Annotated in this window: 20 protein-coding genes and 1 riboswitch; of the genes, 15 read left to right on the forward strand and 5 right to left on the reverse strand. The window is 67.9% G+C overall.

Translation table 11 applies throughout. The annotated features are described in order from the left end of the window. Position 1 precedes the first annotated feature (1 nt). From ABWV23_RS21195 to ABWV23_RS21210, 4 genes are read right to left on the reverse strand one after another with little or no spacing between them, the layout of a single operon-like run. The gene (locus tag ABWV23_RS21195; protein ID WP_353351477.1) at positions 2 to 1,261 is read right to left on the reverse strand and encodes a dihydrolipoamide acetyltransferase family protein; all 1,260 of its coding nucleotides are present in this window, start codon (positions 1,259 to 1,261) and stop codon (positions 2 to 4) included. A gap of 1 nt (position 1,262) precedes the next feature. Beyond that, positions 1,263 to 2,279, reverse strand: a complete 1,017-nt coding sequence (locus ABWV23_RS21200) for an alpha-ketoacid dehydrogenase subunit beta (protein WP_353351479.1) — start codon at positions 2,277 to 2,279, stop codon at positions 1,263 to 1,265. Position 2,280: 1 nt separating this feature from the next. Continuing rightward, positions 2,281 to 3,534, reverse strand: coding sequence for a 3-methyl-2-oxobutanoate dehydrogenase (2-methylpropanoyl-transferring) subunit alpha (locus ABWV23_RS21205; protein ID WP_353351481.1), 1,254 nt, complete (start codon positions 3,532 to 3,534; stop codon positions 2,281 to 2,283). 56 nt (positions 3,535 to 3,590) lie between these two features. Continuing rightward, positions 3,591 to 3,899, reverse strand: coding sequence for a hypothetical protein (locus tag ABWV23_RS21210; RefSeq protein WP_353351483.1), 309 nt, complete (start codon positions 3,897 to 3,899; stop codon positions 3,591 to 3,593). A gap of 102 nt (positions 3,900 to 4,001) precedes the next feature. Here ABWV23_RS21210 and ABWV23_RS21215 point away from each other — a divergent pair, with 102 nt between their 5' ends. From ABWV23_RS21215 to cobJ, 8 genes are all read left to right on the forward strand, one after another. Then, positions 4,002 to 4,472 (forward strand): Lrp/AsnC family transcriptional regulator, encoded by a 471-nt coding sequence (locus ABWV23_RS21215; RefSeq protein WP_353351485.1) that lies wholly within the window; start codon positions 4,002 to 4,004, stop codon positions 4,470 to 4,472. 486 nt (positions 4,473 to 4,958) lie between these two features. Then, positions 4,959 to 5,183: riboswitch (cobalamin riboswitch) on the forward strand. 90 nt (positions 5,184 to 5,273) lie between these two features. Continuing rightward, positions 5,274 to 5,681, forward strand: a complete 408-nt coding sequence (locus ABWV23_RS21220; protein ID WP_353351487.1) for a DUF1636 family protein — start codon at positions 5,274 to 5,276, stop codon at positions 5,679 to 5,681. Between the two features lie 3 nt (positions 5,682 to 5,684). Continuing rightward, positions 5,685 to 6,743, forward strand: coding sequence for a cobalamin biosynthesis protein CobW (gene cobW, locus ABWV23_RS21225; RefSeq protein WP_353351489.1), 1,059 nt, complete (start codon positions 5,685 to 5,687; stop codon positions 6,741 to 6,743). 8 nt (positions 6,744 to 6,751) lie between these two features. Then, entirely contained in the window at positions 6,752 to 10,054 is a 3,303-nt protein-coding gene (cobN, locus tag ABWV23_RS21230; RefSeq protein ID WP_353351491.1) for a cobaltochelatase subunit CobN, read from the forward strand. After that, the gene (locus ABWV23_RS21235) at positions 10,051 to 11,184 is read left to right on the forward strand and encodes a ferredoxin-like domain-containing protein (protein ID WP_353351493.1); all 1,134 of its coding nucleotides are present in this window, start codon (positions 10,051 to 10,053) and stop codon (positions 11,182 to 11,184) included. The genes cobN and ABWV23_RS21235 overlap by 4 nt, the downstream gene beginning before the upstream one ends. Continuing rightward, entirely contained in the window at positions 11,185 to 11,814 is a 630-nt protein-coding gene (locus ABWV23_RS21240) for a precorrin-8X methylmutase (RefSeq protein WP_353351495.1), read from the forward strand. It abuts the gene before it with no gap. Then, entirely contained in the window at positions 11,811 to 12,578 is a 768-nt protein-coding gene (gene cobI / locus ABWV23_RS21245) for a precorrin-2 C(20)-methyltransferase (protein ID WP_353351497.1), read from the forward strand. The genes ABWV23_RS21240 and cobI overlap by 4 nt, the downstream gene beginning before the upstream one ends. Further along, positions 12,575 to 13,327 carry a precorrin-3B C(17)-methyltransferase gene (gene cobJ, locus ABWV23_RS21250; RefSeq protein WP_353351499.1) on the forward strand — a complete coding sequence of 251 codons (753 nt, stop codon included), beginning with the start codon at positions 12,575 to 12,577 and terminating at the stop codon, positions 13,325 to 13,327. The genes cobI and cobJ overlap by 4 nt, the downstream gene beginning before the upstream one ends. Here cobJ and ABWV23_RS21255 read toward each other — a convergent pair. After that, entirely contained in the window at positions 13,300 to 14,055 is a 756-nt protein-coding gene (locus ABWV23_RS21255) for a cobalt-precorrin-6A reductase (protein ID WP_353351501.1), read from the reverse strand. The two genes, cobJ and ABWV23_RS21255, sit on opposite strands and share 28 nt — an antisense overlap. Here ABWV23_RS21255 and cbiE point away from each other — a divergent pair. From cbiE to cobF, 7 genes are all read left to right on the forward strand, one after another. After that, entirely contained in the window at positions 14,054 to 15,250 is a 1,197-nt protein-coding gene (cbiE, locus tag ABWV23_RS21260; RefSeq protein WP_353351503.1) for a precorrin-6y C5,15-methyltransferase (decarboxylating) subunit CbiE, read from the forward strand. The genes ABWV23_RS21255 and cbiE overlap by 2 nt on opposite strands. After that, complete coding sequence (locus ABWV23_RS21265; protein WP_353351505.1) at positions 15,247 to 15,627, forward strand: cobalamin biosynthesis protein; 381 nt, start codon at positions 15,247 to 15,249, stop codon at positions 15,625 to 15,627. Before cbiE ends, ABWV23_RS21265 begins: the two co-directional genes overlap by 4 nt. After that, positions 15,624 to 16,433 (forward strand): precorrin-4 C(11)-methyltransferase, encoded by an 810-nt coding sequence (gene cobM, locus ABWV23_RS21270; RefSeq protein ID WP_353351507.1) that lies wholly within the window; start codon positions 15,624 to 15,626, stop codon positions 16,431 to 16,433. The genes ABWV23_RS21265 and cobM overlap by 4 nt, the downstream gene beginning before the upstream one ends. After that, on the forward strand, positions 16,426 to 17,742 hold the full coding sequence (locus tag ABWV23_RS21275) for a cobyrinic acid a,c-diamide synthase CobB (RefSeq protein ID WP_353351509.1): 1,317 nt from the start codon (positions 16,426 to 16,428) through the stop codon (positions 17,740 to 17,742). Before cobM ends, ABWV23_RS21275 begins: the two co-directional genes overlap by 8 nt. Further along, positions 17,742 to 18,461 carry a uroporphyrinogen-III C-methyltransferase gene (gene cobA / locus ABWV23_RS21280; RefSeq protein ID WP_353351531.1) on the forward strand — a complete coding sequence of 240 codons (720 nt, stop codon included), beginning with the start codon at positions 17,742 to 17,744 and terminating at the stop codon, positions 18,459 to 18,461. The genes ABWV23_RS21275 and cobA overlap by 1 nt, the downstream gene beginning before the upstream one ends. Positions 18,462 to 18,594: 133 nt before the next feature. Beyond that, entirely contained in the window at positions 18,595 to 19,272 is a 678-nt protein-coding gene (locus ABWV23_RS21285; protein WP_353351511.1) for an energy-coupling factor ABC transporter permease, read from the forward strand. Between the two features lie 75 nt (positions 19,273 to 19,347). After that, positions 19,348 to 20,112: a precorrin-6A synthase (deacetylating) gene (gene cobF, locus ABWV23_RS21290; protein WP_353351513.1), complete on the forward strand. Its 765-nt coding sequence runs from the start codon at positions 19,348 to 19,350 to the stop codon at positions 20,110 to 20,112. The last annotated feature ends 7 nt before the right edge of the window (positions 20,113 to 20,119 follow it).

A 20,119-nucleotide genomic window follows, 5' to 3' on the forward strand; every position in this document is an offset into this window, starting at 1 on the left:
GTCAGCTCTCCACGAAGATCAGGGCGGGGGTTTCAAGCAACGTCTTCAGCCGTTGCACGAAGACTGCGGCATCCCAGCCGTCAATCACCCGGTGATCGAAACTGCAGGAAATGTTCATCATCTTGCGCGGCTCGAAAGCGCTGCCATTCCAGAAGGGGCGCACCTCCATCCGGTTGACGCCCACGATTGCGACTTCCGGTGCGTTCAGGATCGGCGTGGTGGCCAGCGCCCCCAGTTTTCCAAGCGAGGTGATGGTGATGGTCGATCCGGTCAGCTCCTCGCGCCGGGCCGAGCCGTCGCGTACGGCATCGGCCAATCGGGCGATCTCTGCCCCCGCCTCGCGCAGGGTCAGGGCCTCCGCATGGCGCAACACCGGCACCATCAGGCCGCCATCGGTCTGTGCGGCGATACCCACATGCACCCCGCCGAACCGCCGGACGACCCCGGCGGCGGTGTCGTAGTGCGCGTTGAGCATCGGCTGATCGCGCAGCGCCCGCACCATGGCACGGACAAGAAAGGGCAGGACGGTCAGTTTCGATCCGCCCTCGGCGTTCATCCTGCCGCGCAGATCTTCAAGCGCCGTCGTATCCACCTCCTCGACGATGGTGATATGCGGAATCCTGTTGGCGGTTTCCATCCTCTCGGAAATCCGGCGGCGCAGGCCGATCACCTTGATTTCCTCAACGCTCTCGTCGGGCCTCGCCCCCGAAGGCACCGGCACCCCGCCAGAGGCGATATAGGCGGAAAGATCATCCTGGGTGATCCGCCCGGCGGGCCCGCTGCCGCGCACCTGCCGCAGGTCCACCCCGGCCTCCCGCGCGCGGGCACGGACAGAGGGCGGCGCCAGCGGGCGTTCGCCCTCGGGGCGCAGCGGGGCGGCAGGCACGACCGGCGGTTCGGTCGGGGCTTCGGCACGCGCCGGAACCTCAACAACCTCGGGGGGCGTTTCCGCTTGCGCCGCGTCCTCGGCTGGGGCTGGCGCATCGTCGGCCAAGTCTTCTTCGGTCACATTGCCTGCGCCATCGACCTCGAGCCGGATCAGCTCGGCACCGACGGCAAGGGTGTCGCCCTCTGCCGCGGCAAGCCAGATCACCTTGCCGGAGACCGGCGACGGCACCTCGACCGTGGCCTTGTCGGTCATCAACGCCGCCAGCGGATCATCTTCGCGCACCTGCTGGCCGATGGAGACCAGCCATTCAGCGACCTCCGTTTCGGCGATGCCTTCTCCGATATCGGGAACGCGGATCGAGTGAATACCCATGTCAGTCCTCCTCAACCAGCTTGCGCAGGGCCTCGCCGACCCTCTGCGGGCCGGGAAAATAGCGCCATTCGTGAACATGCGGATAGGGTGTATCCCAGCCCGCGACCCGCACCACCGGCGCCTCGAGATGGTAAAAACACTCCGCCTGGACCAGCGCCGCCAGTTCCGCCCCGAACCCCGAGGTCAGTGTCGCCTCGTGCAGCACCAGGCAGCGCCCGGTCTTTTTCACCGAGGCGGTGATCGCCTCGAAGTCCAGCGGCAACAGCGTGCGCAGGTCGATCACCTCGGCGTCGATGCCGACCTCTTCGACGGCGGCCAACGCCACATGCACCATGGTGCCATAGGTCAGGATCGTCGCCGTTTGACCCGCCCGCCGCGTCACCGCTTTCCCGAGCGGAACCACGTGCCGGCCTTCGGGAACCTCGCCCAGGTCATGTGATTTCCACGCCGTGACCGGACGGTCGTGATGACCATCGAACGGACCGTTGTAGAGACGCTTGGGCTCCAGGAAGATCACCGGATCGGGATCCTCGATCGCGGCCATCAGCAGACCCTTGGCATCCTGCGGATTCGACGGCACCACCGTCTTCAGCCCGGTGACATGGGTGAACAGCGCCTCCGGACTCTGGCTGTGGGTCTGGGCCCCGAATATCCCGCCGCCGGTGGGCATCCGCACCACCATCGGGCAGGTGAACTCGCCCGCCGACCGATACCGTAGCCGGGCCGCCTCGGACACGATCTGGTCATAGCCCGGATACATGTAATCGGCGAACTGGATCTCGACCACCGGGCGCAACCCGTAGGCCGCCATGCCGACGCCGGCCCCGACAATGCCCAGCTCGGAAATCGGCGTGTCGAAACAGCGGGTCGGCCCATAGGTCTTTTGCAATTCGGCGGTACAGCGGAACACCCCACCGAAATAGCCCACGTCCTCGCCGAACACGACGACACGCTCGTCCGCGCCCATGGCCACATCCAAGGCATCGCGGATCGCCTCGATCATCGTCATGCGTGCCATATCAGAACCCCGCTTCCTGGCGTTGCCGCTGCAGATGCAACGGCATCTCGGCATAGACATCTTCGAACATGTCGCGCGGGCTGGGGTGCAGCCCCTGGTGCAAGGTGCCGATCTCCTCGGCTTCCTTCTGCGCGGAGGTCACCTCGGCCATGACCTCGGCCTCGGCCTGGGCATGGCGCTCTTCGCTCCATTCTCCCAACGCGATCAGATGGTTTTTCAGCCGCAGGATCGGATCGCCCAACGGCCAGGCGTTGCTTTCCTCTGCCGGGCGATAGGCCGACGGATCGTCCGAGGTCGAATGCCCGCCGGCGCGGTAGGTGACATATTCCACGATCGTCGGGCCGAGATTGCGGCGCGCCCGCTCGGCGGCCCATTGCGCCACGGCACAGACGGCCAGGTAATCGTTTCCATCGACCCGCAGCGAGGGGATGCCGAACCCGTGCCCGCGCGCCGCAAAGGTGCCCGACCCGCCCCGCGCGATGCCCTGGAATGTCGAGATCGCCCACTGATTGTTGACGATATTGAGCACCACCGGCGCCTTGTAGGTCGAGGCAAAGACGAGGCCCGCGTGAAAATCGCTCTCTGCTGTCGACCCGTCGCCGATCCAAGCCGCCGCGATCTTGCGGTCGCCGGAAATCGCCGAGGCCATCGCCCAGCCGACCGCCTGGATATACTGGGTCGCCAGGTTGCCCGAGATCGAGAAGAACCCGTGTTCCTTTGACGAATAGAACACCGGCAACTGCCGCCCGCGAACCGGGTCGCCATCGTTGGAATAAACCTGGCACATCATGGTTTTCAGCGGATAGCCCGAGGCGACCAACAGCCCCGCCTGGCGATAGGTGGGGAAGTTCATGTCGCCGGGGGCAAGCGCGCGCTGGAACGCGCAGGAAATCGCCTCCTCGCCCAGGTGCTGCATGTAGAACGAGGTTTTCTGCTGCCGCTGCGCCGTCAGCATTCGGGCATCATAGGCGCGCAGGGTCAACATGTGGCGCAGCCCGTCCTTCAGCGCCGCAGCATCGAGATCAAGCGCCTCGGCCCAGGGGCCGACCGCCGCGCCGTCGCGATTCAACACGCGGATGATGGTAAAGGCGAGATCCCGGATCTCTTCTGGGTGAACATCCACCGGCGGACGCCGGACCGATCCCGCGCGCGGAATTTCCACATGCGAGAAATCGGGCTGGCCGCCCGGACGTACCTCGGGCTCCGGCACTCTCAACCGGAGCGGCGGCAAGGTCTGGTCGCTGTCTTGGTCCATTGAACGTCCTCTCTTTCGGATCTGCCCACGCGATCCCGCGCAGGGGCGGGCGCGGATCAGCTCGGGTCCGGGTGCGGGCCGCCCCGCAAATCCTGCACGCCGGGTATCCGGGCGATGCGCGCCAGGTAGTTATCGACGGCGAAACTGTTCCGGGCGTCGAAATCGATCCGGATGTCGGCCGGGGCCCCGTCGCCCGCGGTCACGATCGACTGCCCGTCAGCTTCGACCGAGACCGCCACGCCGCAGAGCTGAAATCCCCGGCGCCGCAACTCGTCCAGCGCCCTGCCGAGATGGTCCAACGGAACCGCCGATGTGAAATGCGCGTAATGCACAGCCTGTCCCCCCTGCGTGCAGATGAAGACCATTCTGCCGAGTATAGCGCGAAATTTGCTTTCGTAATTTTTCTCGCTCAACTATCTTTCGAAAGATATTTTTGCGTACAGCCGATATCGAAAGAATTTCCATCCATGGAACCTCGCCCTCTCGACAATATTGACCGCCGCATCCTGCGCGCCCTGCGCCGTGACGGGCGCCTTAGCAACAACCAGCTCGCCGAGGAAATCGGCCTGTCCCCCAGCCCCTGCTGGCAACGGACCCGTCGGTTGGAGGCCGATGGATATATCAAGGGCTACACTGCGGTGCTGGACCAGGAGATGCTGGGCGCGCCCGAAACGGTCATCATCGAGGTCACCCTGAACCGCCATGACGATAGCGTTCTGGAAACCTTCGGCCGGGCCATGGCCGATTTGCCCGAAGTGCTGGAGGTGTATCTGACCACGGGCGAATACGACTATTACATCAAGGTCGCCGTCGACGGCACCAAGGGCTATGAGGAGTTCCTCCGCAGCAAGCTCTACCGCGTGCCTGGCATCCAGCACTCAAGGTCGATCTTTACCCTTCGCTGCCTGAAACAGGGCGGCATCTCGGTGCCGACCTGACAAGGGCTCTTTCCTGTCGGAATACCAAGCGGCCCAAACACCAGACCCATCACCGCAAGTTCCCCGTTGCGCATAACAGAGGCGCTTCGGCTTTGAGGAAGTATCGAGGAGCAATAAACGCTGACCACAGGCGGACGCCGCCAACATGATTCACGGTCACGGGAAAAGAAAACGGCGGCATCCGGGAGGAGGTGGATGCCGCCGATAACAATGGATCAGTTCAGGGAGGAGGAGAGAACCGATCACATGAATGAAGATAGGGTAAATGCTGCACTTGCACAATAGGCTGACGAAAATTTTTTGCGCTGCAGCATTACATCCCGATAGCTCTTGATCCCCCGCAGGTGTTGCGGGGCGATTCACGCAGCATTCCGGCTGCGACTGGATGATCCCGAGGGACTGCTTGCGCAGACAGCGGCTGCCCACAAATGGCAATGCCCTGGGCATCAACGTCATCTTCTCCCTTGACTAGCAAATGGAATTCGCCCCATCTGGCGAAACGCTGGTGCCTGTGCAAGCAGGTGAAAAGGGAATGTGGAACCAGGGCGCTCCGGACGGGGTGTCGTGGTCAACCTCAGCCGCCCCCGCGACCGTGAACGGAAAAGGGCGCTCGATGCCACTGGCCGCAAAGGCTGGGAAGGCAGAGCGCTCGCTGGGCCCGATGCCCTGAATTTCGTGAGCCGGGAGACCTGCCAGCCCGACTGTTTCGACCGGACGGGGTGTGCCGGTGTCGGAGTGCGTCCGATGCTGGTCGCCATTCCGCCGTTGCCCCTGTTCGCCAAACCGATGGGGCACGAGAGAATGAAAGACGCTGCACACGCGCAGGAGCACATCACCACCGAGTTGCTGGTCTGCGTGACCTGCCGCCGCAAAGGTGCTGCGCCCGAGGACGAGCGCCGTCCCGGCCGGATCCTTTATGAGCGTATTCTCGCGGGAGAGCCGCCAGAGGGGCTGAGCGTCACCCCCGTGGAATGCCTTCAGAACTGCTCGAACGCCTGCACCGTCGCCCTGCGCGGCGGCGATGCGAAGTGGACCTATGTTTTCTCCGACGTGGACGAAACGGCCCATGCCCCGATGCTGCTGGCCGGGGCCGCGCAATACCACGCCGCGCAAGACGGCGTGATCCCCTGGCGCGAGCGGCCCGAGCATTTCAAGCGCAATTGCCTTGTCCGCATTCCCCCGATCAAACCGACCTCAAAGGACGCCTGAGTCATGACCGATCTTTCCAAGCTTCCCGTGACCGTGGTGACCGGCTTTCTTGGGTCCGGCAAGACCACGCTTATCGCGCACCTGATGCGCAATCCCGGCGGACGACGCCTCGCGGTGCTGGTCAACGAGTTCGGCGATGTCGGTGTTGACGGAGAGGTCCTGAAAGGCTGCGCGATCCCCGACTGCCCCGCCGAGAATATCGTGGAACTGGCCAACGGCTGCATCTGTTGCACCGTGGCCGATGACTTCATCCCCACCATCGAGGCGCTGATGGCGCTTGAGCCGCGCCCCGATCACATCCTGATCGAGACCTCGGGACTGGCGCTGCCCAAGCCGCTGCTCAAGGCCTTTGACTGGCCGGAGATCAGGGCCCGCATCACCGTGGACGGGGTGATCGCGCTGGCCGATGCCGAAGCCGTGGCCGCAGGTCGCTTTGCGCCCGACGTGGTGGCAGTGGATGCGCAACGGCTCGCCGATGACAGCCTTGATCACGAGACGCCGCTTTCGGAGGTGTTCGAGGACCAAATCTCCTGCGCCGACATCGTGCTGCTAACCAAGCCGGACCTCGTAGGCCCCGAGGGTGTTGCCAAGGCGAAAGAGATCATCGCCGCGGAGGCGCCCCGCCCCCTTCCGGTGGTCGAGGTCGCCGAGGGCGCGGTGGACCCGCGCATCATCCTCGGGCTAGGCGCGGCGGCCGAAGACGATCTGGATGCCCGGCCCAGCCATCACGACGAGGCGCATGACCACGATCACGAGGATTTCGAGAGCATCGTGGTGGATATCCCCGAGCTGGCCGCCGCTTCGGATCTCGTCGCCGCCATCGAGGGATTGGCGACCAGCCACAACATCCTGCGGGTCAAGGGCTATGCCTCGGTCACGGGCAAGCCGATGCGGCTGTTGGTGCAGGCGGTCGGCGCGCGGGTGCGCCACCAGTTCGACCGCATGTGGGCACCGGGCGAGGCGCGGCAGGGGCGGCTCGTCGTCATCGCCGAGCATGACGACATCCGCCCGGACGAAATCCGCGCGGCGCTGAACGCCGTGACGCCGGCCGCTGCGGAGTAACCGGAACGATGCACGTCGTCTTTCGCGAAAGCCACGGGTTGGAGGAGACCGCCACGCCGGTGGACCTGGGTCAGGATCCCGCCGATCTGGTGGTGCTGTCCTTCTCGGACAGCGACCTCGGCGCCTTCGCGGAAGCCTGGCACAGAGGGGGCGGGCCCGACGGCGCGCTGCCGACGCTGCGGCTGGCGAACCTCACCGCGCTCCAGCATCCATTGTCGGTCGATACCTACGTCGAACAAACGCTTGCGGGCGCGCGGGGCATCCTCGTGCGGCTGATCGGCGGCATGCCCTACTGGGACTACGGGCTGGCCCAGGTTCGGTCGCTGGCCGAGGCAAAGGGCATCGCGCTGGCGGTGCTGCCTGCGGACGGGCGCGAAGACACACGGCTGGACGCGGTCTCGACCCTGCCGGTCTCGACCCTGCGGCGCCTGTCGCAGCTGTGCGATACGGGCGGGGTGGTCGCGGCACAGGCGGCACTGGCACAGATGGCGCTGGCCTCGGGGCTTTACGCTGCGCCGGTGCCAGGGTCGAAGGCGCTGCCGCCGATGGGGTTCTGGACGCCGGAGGACGGTGTGATCAGCTCTGCGGAGGAGCTTCCCTCCCCTCCCAGACCCTCCGGCAAGATGGACGGACAAAGGATCCTCGTCGTCTTCTATCGCTCGCATCTTGTCGCGGCGGACATGGCGCCGGTCGAGGCCCTGTTCGCGGCCTTCCGCGCCGAGGGGGCCGAGGTCATGGGCCTCTACGCGCCCTCGCTCAAGGCGCCGGAGCTTGCCGCGGATCTGCGGGCGGCGGTCGAGGCACAGGCGCCCGACGCCATCGTCAACCTGACCGCCTTTTCCGGGCGGGGTGCGGCTGGGGCCTCGGTGCTCGACGCGGGCGGCGTTCCCGTGTTCCAGGCGGCGCTGGCGACGTCGACGCGCGAGGCCTGGGCCGAGGCCGAACGCGGCCTCTCCCCCGCCGATCTGGCGATGCACGTGGTGCTGCCCGAGGTGGACGGCCGTATTCTGGGCGGCGCGATCTCGTTCAAGGAAGCAGCTGCGCGCGATCCGCAATTGCAGTTCGTCCGGATGGTGCACCGCCCCGAACCCGGGCGGCTGGCCGCGCTGGTGGCGCGGGTCAGCGGCTGGCTGGCGGTCGCGGCGCGCCCGGTGGCCGAGCGACGAGTGGCGCTGGTGCTCTCGACCTATCCCGGCAAGGGTTGGAACCTCGGCCACGCGGTGGGGCTGGACGCCCCCGCGTCGGCGCGGGCGATCCTGTCGGACTTGCGGGCGGCAGGTTACGACGTGCCAGAAAGTGGCGACGATCTCGAGCGCCGCCTGCAAGAGCGCACCTTCGCGCTGCCGCTCGCGCACTACAAGGCCGCGCTTGCCACCCTGCCGCAGGTGCTGCGCGATCAGTTGACCGCCGCCTGGGGCAGCCCCGAGGAGGACGCGCTCTGCACGAATGGCATGTTCCGCTTCGCCGCCGTGACCCTTGCCAACGTGCTGGTGGCGTTGCAGCCCGAACGCGGCACGGTGGCGGCGCGCGATGACGCCTACCACGACCTGTCGCGGGTGCCCTGCCATGGCTATGTCGCCTTCTACCTGATGCTGCAAAGCCGAGTCGACGCGCTGATCCACGTCGGGGCGCACGGCACGCTGGAATGGTTGCCGGGCAAATCCGTGGCCCTTTCGGACAGCTGCTGGCCCGAGGTTCTGACCGGTGCCCTGCCGGTGATCTACCCCTTCATCGTCAATGACCCCGGCGAGGCGGCGCAGGCGAAACGGCGCATCGGCGCGGTGACGCTGGGCCATGTTCCGCCGCCGCTTGCAGAGAGCGAAACCCCCGACCGGCTGGTCCATCTCGAGGCTCTGCTCGACGAGTTCTCCAACGCCGACGGGCTTGACCCGCGCCGCCGTGACCGGCTGCAGGCCGACATCCGCGCCGAGGCACAGGCACGCGGGGTCGAGGGGGATCTCGGCCTTGATCGCGCCAGTTCGACCGCTGAGGCGATCACCCGCATCGACCGTTTTGTCTGCGACATCAAGGAAAGCCAATTCGGCGAGGGCCTGCACATCTGGGGCCGCTCCACCCGGCCCGAGTTGGCCGCCTCGGTGACGCAGGAAAGGGCGGCGCTGGTTCAGGCGCTTGACGGCCGACGCATTGACGCCGGGCCATCGGGATCGCCGTATCGCGGGCGCCGCGACGTGCTGCCAACCGGGCGGAACCTCTTTACCACCGATCCCCGCTCCGTCCCGACGCGGTCGGCCCATGCGCAGGGCGTGAAACTTGCCGAGGAGTTGATGCGGCGGCACCTTCAGGACGAGGGCGACTGGCCGCGCGGACTGATCGTGGACCTGTGGGGCTCGGCCACCATGCGGACGGCGGGCGAGGAGTTCGCCATGGCCCTGCACCTGCTCGGGGTGCGCCCGGTCTGGGATGCGGGCACGGAACGGGTCTCGGGGGTCGAGGTGCTTCCGGTGACGGAGCTCGACCGGCCCCGCATCGACGTCACGCTGCGGGTCTCGGGCCTGTTCCGCGACGTGTTCCCGACCCTCTCGGCGCTGTTTGCGCAGGCGGTGCGGGCACTTGCAGCGCGGGACGAGGCGCCGGACTGGAACCCCTATGCGGGGAAAGACATCGGGTCGCGTGTCTATGGGCCCGCGCCCGGCAGCTTCGGGTTGGGTATGGGGGATCTGCTCGACTCCCATGGCGACGAGGCCCGCGCGGCGGCTGGCGAGGCCTGGCTTGCCGCGTCGAGCTGGGCGCTTGATGGCGAGCGGGCCACGCCCGACAGCAGCGGCATCCGCGCGCGGGTCGCGCAAGCCGACAGTTTCGTGCATCTTCAGGACCTGCCGGAAACCGACCTGCTGCTTGCCGCCGACTATGCTGCGCACGAGGCAGGGTTTGCCGCCGCGAAAGGCGTTGCCGGGGGCGATGCGCAGATCTACCACCTCGACAGCACACGGCCCGACCGGCCCCGCGCCCGCGCGCTCCCCGAGGAAATCGCCCGGGTGGTGCAGGCCCGCGCCGCCAATCCGCGCTGGATCGCGGGAATGCGCACCCACGGCTTTCGGGGCGCCGCCGAGATCGCCGCCACGCTGGAACACATGGCCGCCTTCGCGCAGCTTGCCGGGGCGGTGGGGCCGCATCTCTTCGACCTCTACCACGAGGCAACGCTGGGCGACCCCGAGACCGAGGCCTTTCTGAGAGAGGCGAACCCGGGCGCCCATGCGGCGATGCAGGACAGATTCCGCGCCCTTCTTGCCGCCGGGCTGTGGCAGACGCGGCGCAATTCGACGCTGGCAATCGCGGGGGCGGCGTCATGACCGCGCCGCTGGTCAAGGGCTGGTGCCCCGGCGCCCACCGTCCGATGCTGTCCGGTGACGGGCTGGTGGTGCGGGTCCGCCCGTTTCGCGGCGAATTGACCGCCGTGCAGGTGCTGGCGCTTTGCGATCTGGCCGGGCGCTTCGGCAACGGCACGCTCGACCTGACCTCGCGCGGGAACATCCAGATCCGGGGCGTGACCGGGGTCGGGCATCCGCAACTGCTCAAAGCGCTCGACGGGCTGGGGCTGATCGACGCCGATCCCGCCGTCGAAGCGCGCCGCAACATTCTCGTGGCGCCGGACCGCAGGGCGGGGGATCTGACCGACAGGCTCTGCGCGGAGCTGCTCCGCGCCTTGCCTGCGTTTCCCGCGCTACCGGAAAAAATGGGGGTCGTGCTGGACACCGGGGCCGAGGCTGTGCTGAGCGCGGGGTCGGGCGATTTCCGTTTCGAACTGGCCGAAGATGGCGGCCTGATCCTGCGCGCCGATGGCGCCGCGATGGGATGGCCCATCAGCGAAAGTAGCGCGGTGGAAGCGTCGGTCGAACTGGCCGACTGGTTCATCGCCACCGGGGGACGCGCCGCCGGGCGGATGGCGCGGCATCTGCGCCGCGAACCGCTCCCGCCCGACTGGCGGCGCGTTGCGCCGCGCACGCAGGGTCCGGCCCCGGAACCCGGCCGCATCGGCGCGGACCTCATCCTCGGCGCCCCTTTCGGCAGCCTGCGCGCGCAGGCGCTTGCGATACTCATGCAGGAGAGCGACGCAAGCGCGCTGCGTCCGATGCTCGGGCGGCTCTTTCGCCTGACCGGAGCGCGCGACTGCACCGCACCGGAATTCGTCACCGCGCCGGGGTCGCGCCTGCTGGACGTGCACGCCTGTCCCGGCGCGCCGTTCTGCCCCCAGGCCACGGTGGAGACCCGCTCGCTGGCCACCCGGCTTGCGCCCCTAACGCAAGGCAGCCTCCATGTCTCGGGTTGCGCCAAGGGTTGCGCCCTGCAACGGGCCGCCGAGATCACCCTTGTGGGACGCGACGGCGCCTTCGACCTTATCCGCAACGGACCTCCTGCCGATCCGCCCCTGCGGCGCGGTATCGCCCCCTCACATATCACTGACCTGACCGGGATGATCTGAATGCCCTATGATTACGAAAAGGATGGCGCGGCCATCTACAGGCAAAGCTTCGCGACCATCCGCAGCGAGGCCGATCTCGACCGGTTCGACGCCGAGGAAGAGCCCATCGCGGTGCGCATGATCCACGCCGCCGGAATGGTCGGTCTCGAAAAACACATCCAGTTTTCGCCGCGTTTCGCGACGGTCGCGCGGGCAGCGCTTACCCGGGGGGCGCCGATCCTGTGCGACGCACATATGGTCTCCGAGGGCGTGACGCGCCCGCGCCTGCCCGCCGGCAACGAGGTGATCTGCACCCTCCGGGACCCCACGGTCCCCGGCCTCGCGAAGGAGATGGGCAACACCCGCTCGGTCGCCGCGCTGGAGCTGTGGCGCCCGAAACTGGCCGGGGCGCTGGTGGCCATCGGCAATGCCCCCACGGCGCTGTTTCACCTGCTCAACATGCTGGAGGATCCCGATTGCCCGCGCCCTTCGGCGATCATCGGCTGCCCCGTGGGTTTTGTCGGTGCGAGCGAGAGCAAGGAGGCGCTGTGGCAGGCTCAACCCGTGCCCTGCTGCATCGTCGAGGGCCGCCTTGGCGGCAGCGCGATCACCGTCGCGGCCATCAACGCCATCGCGAGCCGCGCGGAATGAACGCGCGCACGGAAATTTCCGCCGTGGGCGATGGCAAGGTTCAGGGCACGATCTGGGGCGTCGGCCTTGGTCCCGGCGACCCCGAGTTGATGTCGGTGCGCGCCGACCGCCTGCTGCGCGGGGCAAGCCATGTCGCCTATTTTCGCAAGGCCGGGCGCGCCGGGCAGGCGCGGCGCATCGTCGAGGGGATGCTGCCCGAGGGCGTGGTCGAGATCGCCATGGAATATCCCGTCACCACGGAAATCCCGCTCACGGATCCGCGCTACAACGAGATCCTGTCGCGGTTCTATGCCGAGTGCACCAAGCGGCTGCGCGAGGTGTCCGACGCGGGGCACGAGGTGCTGGTGCTGGCCGAGGGCGATCCGTTCTTCTACGGCTCCTTCATGCATCTCTACACGCGCCTGCGCGACGTGGCGCCGGTGCGCGTGGTGCCCGCCATCACCGGCATGACCGCCGCCTGGGCGGCCACCGAAGCGCCGATCACCTGGGGCGACGACGTGCTCAGCACGCTGATGGGGACCCTGCCCGAGGATGTGCTGGTCGCGCAGATGCGAAATGCCGATGCGCTGGTGATCATGAAGATCGGCCGCAACATCGACAAGATCCGCCGCGCCCTGCAACGGGCCGGTCGCTATGACGCGGCCTGGCTGGTGGAATATGCGGCGATGCCCGACCAGACCGTGCAGCGGCTGTCCGAGGCTGAGGGTCGCATCACCCCCTATTTCTCGATCATCATCGTGCATGGACAGGGGCGCAGACCATGAGCGGACGCGTGATCATCGCGGGGCTCGGCCCCGGCGCCGACAATCTGGTGACCCCCGAAGTCAGCGCCGCGCTGGCGCAGGCCACCGATGTGGTGGGCTATATTCCCTATGTCGCGCGGGTTAGCCCCCGCCCCGGCCTGACGCTGCACCCGTCCGACAACCGCGTCGAGCTTGACCGCGCGCGCCACGCGCTCGAAATGGCACATGCTGGTCGCACGGTCGTGGTGGTCTCCTCTGGCGATCCGGGCGTCTTTGCCATGGCCTCGGCGGTGTTCGAGGCGGTCGAGGCCGGTCCGCCAGAGTGGCGCGCGCTGGATATCCGCGTGCTGCCCGGCATCACCGCGATGCTGGCCGCCGCGGCCCGGGCCGGCGCGCCGCTCGGACATGATTTCTGTGCCATCAACCTCAGCGACAACCTCAAGCCCTGGGCGTTGATCGAGCGGCGGCTGCGGCTTGCCGCCGAAGCGGATTTCGCCATGGCCTTTTACAACCCGCGCTCGAAATCGCGGCCCGAAGGCTTTGCCCGCACGCTGACCGTTCTGAAGGAGGCCTGTGGCGATACCCGCCCGGTGATCTTTGCCCGCGCCGTCTCGACCCCTCAGGAAGAGATCCGCGTCGTGCTGCTGCCCGATACCACGCCCGAGATGGCCGACATGCGGACCGTGGTGATCGTCGGCTCCTCGACCACCCGCCTAATCGCGCGCAGCGGCGCGCCGATCGTCTATACCCCCCGTTCGGTGCCCGCATGAGAGAGCCATCGCAACACGTCTTCGTCGATATGCGTCTCGGGACGCGGCGGGATATGTGGCCGGTCAATCATGACCACCGGCAGGCCAAGCGCCCGGGCCGCCGCGATCTTGGCAAAGGCGCCTGTGCCGCCGGAGTTTTTCGAGACAACAACATCAATGCGATGCTCCTGCAGCAGGGCCGTGTCGTCCTCGAGTCCGAAGGGGCCACGGTCGACGATCACGTGATGATCGGGAAATCCGGGCTGTTCGGCGGGCGGGTCGACGAGACGGAGCAGGTAGAAATGCTGCGGGTTCACGGTGAACTCCGGCAGGTGCATACGGCCCACGGCCAACATCACCCGACGCGGCGCACCTGCCAGCGCGGCCACCGCCCCGGCGATGTCCGGCACGCGTTGCCAACGGTCGGCGGCGGTCTCCTGCCACGGGGCGCGGGTCAGCGCGATCAGGGGTACGCCTTGTTCCGCGCAGGCCTGCACCGCATTGGCGCTCATCTGCGCGGCAAAGGGGTGGGTGGCGTCGATCACATGGGTGATGCGCTCGGTGGCGAGGTACTTTGCAAGCCCCGGCGTCCCACCAAAGCCGCCGACCCGCAGCGGCAACGCCTGTGCGGCCGGTTTTGCCACGCGTCCGGCCAGGGACACGGTGCCCCGTACGCCCGCCTCGCTCAGCAAGCGACACAACCGCGTCGCCTCGAGCGTACCGCCCAGCACGAGCAGGTTCGGTTCCATGTCTGAGGCTCCCTGGCTGACCATCATCGGCGTGGGCGAAGATGGCCCGGATGGGCTCTGCGCCGCAAGCCGATCGGCGCTGGCGCAGGCGGAAATCGTCATGGGCCCGGCGCGGCACCTGTCGCTGATCCCGAGCGATAGCGTGGAGCGGATCGAATGGCCGGTGCCCTTCGCCGAGGGCGTCGAGCGGCTCATGGGCCTGCGCGGGCGGCATGTCGTGGCGCTGGCCTCGGGCGATCCTTTCTGGTTCGGCGCCGGCGCGGTGCTGGCGCGCCGACTGGCGCGGAACGAATGGCAGGCGTTTCCCGGACGGTCCACCTTTTCGCTGGCGGCGGCACGGATGGGCTGGCCGCTGGAACAAACCGACTGTCTCGGGCTGCACGCCGCCCCGCTTTCGCGCCTGCGTCCCCATCTCGCACCGGGGCGGCGGTTAATCGTGCTGCTGCGCAACGGCGATGCAGTGACGGAGCTTTGCGATTACCTCTGCGCAGAGGGTTTCGGTGCCTCGGAGCTGAGCATCATGGAATGTCTTGGCGGCCCGCGTGAGCGGATCACCGACGTCCGCGCCGATGCCTTTCCCGACGGGTGCTTTGCCGCGCCGGTCTGCGTCGCGGTGGCGGTTGCGGGCGAGGGGGCGGTCCTGCCGCTGGCTTCCGGGCGCGGCGACGCGTGGTTCGAGAACGACGGCCAGATCACCAAGCGCCCGGTGCGCGCGCTGACACTGTCCGCGCTCGCGCCCCGCCCGTTCGAGCACCTGTGGGACATCGGCGGAGGGTCCGGCTCCATCGGCATCGAATGGCTGCTCTCCGACCCGACCTTGACCGCGACGACCATCGAGCCGCGCGCCGACCGTGCCGAACGCATCGTACAGAATGCCGCACGGCTGGGCGTTGACCGGTTGCGCGTCGTGACAGGATCCGCGCCGCAGGCGTTGGCGGGGCTCGATGCGCCCGATGCGGTCTTTGTCGGCGGCGGGCTGGGGCCGGAGCTGCTCGACCATCTCACCACCCTGCCCTCCGCCCCGCGCATCGTCGCCAACGCGGTGACGTTCGAGACCGAGGCGCTGCTGTTCGCCGCTCAGGCCCGACACGGCGGCGAGCTTCTGCGCGTCGAGCTGTCCTCGGTCGCGCCCATCGGCCCGAAGCGAGGATGGAAGGCAGCCTTTCCCATCGTGCAATGGAGGCGGGAGGGATGATCGTCGCAGGCTTCGGATTCCGACGCGGTGCCAGCGATGCGAGCCTGCGCGATGCCTATGACAAGGCGCGCGCGTCGAACCACGCGACCCACCTTGCCACCGCCGCCGACAAGGCCGAGGCGCCGGCCTTCAAGGTTCTCGCCGAAGCCCTGAACCTGCCGGCCATCGCCCTGACCCCGGCCGCTCTGACCGATACCGATACGCCGACACAATCGCCCCGCGTACAGGCCGAACGTGGCACCGGGTCCGTCGCCGAGGCCTCGGCCCTAGCCGCCGCCGGTTCCGCTGCAAGGCTCATCAGCCCGCGCATGATTTCCACTGACCGCATGGCCAGCTGCGCGCTGGCGGTGTCCCTGACCGAAGGACAAGATCCATGACCGTTCATTTCATCGGCGCCGGACCCGGCGCGCCCGACCTGCTGACCCTGCGCGGCCGCGACATCATCGCCTCCTGCCCTGTCTGTCTCTATGCCGGGTCGCTGGTGCCCGAGGCGATCCTGCAGCACTGTCCGGAGGGCGCGCGGATCGTGAACACCGCACCGATGGGCCTCGACCAGATCATCGCCGAGATCCGCGCCGCGCATGAGGCCGGCCATGACATCGCCCGGCTGCACTCCGGCGATCTGTCGGTCTGGTCCGCGCTTGGCGAACAGCTGCGCCGCCTCAAGGCGATCGGCATCCCCGTCTCGGTGACCCCCGGTGTCCCCGCCTTTGCCGCCGCCGCCGCCGCGCTGGGTGCCGAGTTGACGCTGCCGGGCCTCGCGCAATCGGTGGTGCTGACCCGCACGCCGGGGCGGGCCTCGTCCATGCCCGAGGGCGAAACGCTGCGCAATTTCGCTGCCACCGGGGCGACCCTGGCCATTCACCTGTCGATCCAAAACATCGCCACCGTGGTGGCCGACCTGTCGCCCGCCTATGGCGCCGACTGTCCCGTCGCCGTGGTCTATCGCGCAAGCTGGCCGGATCAGAAGATCATTCGCGGCACGCTCGGAGACATCGAGGGCAGGCTGGGTGGGGGCATTACTCGCACCGCGCTGATCCTCGTGGGCCCGGCTCTGGCGGGGGACGGCTTTGACGAAAGCTGCCTCTACGCGGCGGAATACGATCGCCGCTATCGCCCGCAATCCGCCGGCAGCCCGTGGTCGGGCTGGACGCCCGAGGCAGAGGCGACCTCCAATGACTGAGGCGCCCGGGCTCCTGATATCTGCGCCGTCCTCGGGCACCGGCAAGACCACAGTCATGCTCGGGCTGCTGCGCGCGCTGACCGAGGACGGGTTGCGGGTGCAGCCCTTCAAGTCCGGCCCGGATTACATCGACCCGGCCTTTCACCGCGCCGCAAGCGGGCGGCACAGCTTCAACCTCGACGGCTGGGCCATGGGGCCAGGACTGTGGCAGGCGGTGACGGCGCAGGCCAAGGGGGCGGACATCTGCGTCGCGGAGGGCTCGATGGGGCTCTATGACGGGGTCGCCACGCGCGGGCAGCAGGGCTTTGGGTCCAGCGCCGAAACCGCGCGGGCGATGGGCTGGCCGGTGGTGCTGGTTCTTGACGTGAGCGGCCAGGCGCAGAGCGCCGCCGCCACCGCGCTGGGGTTCAAGCAGTATATGCCCGACCTGCCCTTTGCCGGGGTCATCCTGAACCGCGTCGCCTCGCCACGGCACGAACGCCTCGCGCGTTTGGGGATGGAGCGGGCAGGGCTGCCGGTGCTTGGTGTGCTGCCAAGGCGCGGTGATCTTGCCCTGCCCGAACGGCACCTGGGCCTCATCCAGGCGGTCGAGCATCCCGACCTTGAGGCCGCCATCGCGGGTTATGCCACCTTCCTGCGCGAACACGTGGATCTGACGGCCATCCGCGCCGCCGCACGGGGGCATCCGCTGCCCGCAGCGTCCCCCCTGCCCCGCCCCCCGGCGCAGCGGATTGCCATCGCCCGCGATGCGGCGTTCTCCTTTACCTATCCCCACCTTCTCGAGGGCTGGCACGCCGCCGGCGCCGAGATCCTGCCGTTCTCGCCACTGGCGGACGAGACCCCCGACCCGAAGGCCGACCTCGTGTGGCTGCCCGGTGGCTACCCCGAGTTGCATGCCGGACGGCTGGCCTCGGCAGAACACTTCCGCGAAGGTTTGCGGGCCCACGCGCAGACCCGCCCGGTGCATGGCGAATGCGGCGGCTACATGGCATTGGGCGAGGCGCTGATCGACAAGGAGGGCACCCGGCACCGCATGGCGGGGCTGCTGGGCCTCGTGACCAGCTATGAAAAACGCAGGTTCCACCTTGGCTACCGGCGTGCGGTCCTTAAGGCGCCGATGGCGGGTCACGCCCCGGGCACCGCGCTGCGGGGGCATGAGTTCCACTATTCCACCATCCTCGAACAGCCGGATGCGCCGCTGGCGGCGGTCGCGGACGCGGACGGGACGCCGGTTCCCGAAACCGGTTCACTGCGCGGTCCTGTTTCGGGAACCTTCTTTCATCTCATCTCGGCGGAGGAGACCGCATGATCACCGGTTTCGTCAGTTTCGTGAGTTCCGGCCCGGGCGACCCCGAGCTGCTGACGCTGAAGGCCGTGGACCGGCTGGGCCGTGCCGATGCGGTGCTTTATGATGATTTGTCCTCGGGGCCGATCCTTGAACACGCGCGCAAGGACGCCGACCTTGTCGGCGTAGGCAAGCGCGCCGGGCGCCCCTCGCCCCGACAAGACCACGTGAGCCGCCTGTTGGTGGACTACGCGAAGACCGGGCAGCGCGTGGTGCGGTTGAAGTCCGGCGACAGCGGCATTTTCGGTCGGCTCGAGGAAGAGATCACCGCGCTCAAGGCGGCGGGCATCCCCTATGAGATCATCCCCGGCGTGCCCTCCGCCTGCGCCGCCGCCGCCGCTGCCGGCATCCCGCTGACCCGCCGCCTGACCGCGCGACGCGTGCAATTCGCCACCGGCCACGATGTCACCGGCGCCCTGCCCGAGGATGCCAACCTTGCGGCGCTTGCCGATCCCAGCGCCTCGACCGTCATCTTCATGGGCAAGCGCACCTTTCCCGATCTTGCCGACAAGCTCATCGCGCAGGGCCTGCCGCCGGACACACCGGCGCTGCTGGCCGAGTCGGTGAGCCGCCCCGATCAGACGCTGTCGCGCCACACCGTCGCCAGCCTTGCCGAGGCGCTGTCCTCGGCACCGGGCGACAAGGCGGGGCTCATCCTATTCGGTCCACTGGCAGAGGAGTGACGCAACCGGATCACAAGCCGGAGAGATACCAAACGAGCCACGAGTCAGGGGGCCTGCCCCGCACCCCCCTTTTTTCTGCCCGCAAGGGTGCAATAGGCTGCCGGAAGGGCAGCACAACGAGAGAGGAACTGTCATGCATATCGAACCGGGCGTCGTCGACGGCGCCAAGATGGTCTTTGCCTACGCCACCGCCGCAGGCGCGGCCACCTATACCGCGAAGGAAACCGTTTCCGACCTGTCGCACAGCAACGCGGGCTCGCTTGCACTGCGCACGGTGCTGGCTGCGGTCGGAACCTTTGTCTTTTTCGAGGTGCTGCCGCATTTCCCGGTCGGAGTTTCCGAGGTGCACTTCATCTTCGGCTCAACCCTGTTCCTGCTGTTGGGCACGGCCCCCGCAGCGATGGGTCTGGCGCTCGGGTTGCTGCTGCAGGGCATGTTCTTTGCGCCGACGGATATGCCGATGTATTTCGTCAACGTCACCACGCTTCTGGTGCCGCTCTTTGCTGCCTCGGCCCTCGCGCGGCGGATTGTTCCGAAAGGCACCGCCTATGTCGATCTGAAATATGCCGACGTGCTGAAGCTGTCGGCCGTCTTTCAGGGTGGCGTGGTTGCCTGGGTGGCATTCTGGGCCTTTTACGGCCAGGGCGTCAGCGCCGCGACCTTCCAGTCGGTGATGACCTTCGGTGGCGCCTACATGCTGGTGGTGCTGGTTGAACCCCTCGCCGACCTTGCCGCGCTGGCCGGGGCCAAGGCGCTGCGCAACACCGGGATCGCGCGGGTCTTTACCCCGCAGCTCTACACCACGGCCTGACCCGCCCGCAGAGCAGGACCGGCCCGGGGCGCACAATCAGGCGCGGCCCGGGCCAATCGTCAAAGGAATGCCCCCATGATCGAAGATCTCTGGCTGATCGGGATCGGCACCGGCAGCCCGGCCCATGTCACGCTTGAGGGCATGCAGGCCCTACGCGATGCCGCCGTGATCCTTCTGCCGCTGAAGGGCGAAGACAAGGACGCGCTTGCCGCCCTGCGCTATGGCATCCTCGAGGCGGCGGAAACGACTGCCGAGATCCGCACCTTCGAGTATCCCCAGCGTGATCCCGCCCTGCCCTATGCCGAACGCGTCAGCGCATGGCATGACGAGATCGCCCGTCGCTGGGCCGCCGCGCTTGGTCTCGAAAAACCATCCGGCCCGGTCGCCTTGCTGGTCTGGGGCGACCCGTCTCTTTACGACAGCACCATTCGCATCGCGGCGCGGCTTGATCCGCATCCGCGCCTGCGCGTCGTGCCCGGCATCACCGCCATCCAGGCCCTCACCGCCGCGCATGCCATCCCGCTCAACACCGTGGGGGGCACCGTCCGCATCACAACCGGGCGTCAGTTGCGCAACACCGGTTTTCCCCAGGACGAAGAGACGCTTGTCGTCATGCTGGACGGCGAATGCAGCTTTCGTGGGCTCGACCCCGAGGGCTTGCAGATATGGTGGGGCGCTTATCTTGGCAGCGAAGCGCAGGTGCTGCGCTCCGGACCACTGGCCGAGGTCGCCGAGGACATCGCCGCGACCCGCGCCGAGGCCCGGGCCCGCCACGGATGGATCATGGACACCTACCTGCTGCGTCGGCGAGGCCATCGGCGAGCCGCGTCAGCCCCTTGATCCCATG

This window comes from Aquicoccus sp. SU-CL01552 (genome assembly GCF_040365005.1).
In the GTDB taxonomy this organism is placed as follows: domain Bacteria; phylum Pseudomonadota; class Alphaproteobacteria; order Rhodobacterales; family Rhodobacteraceae; genus Antarcticimicrobium.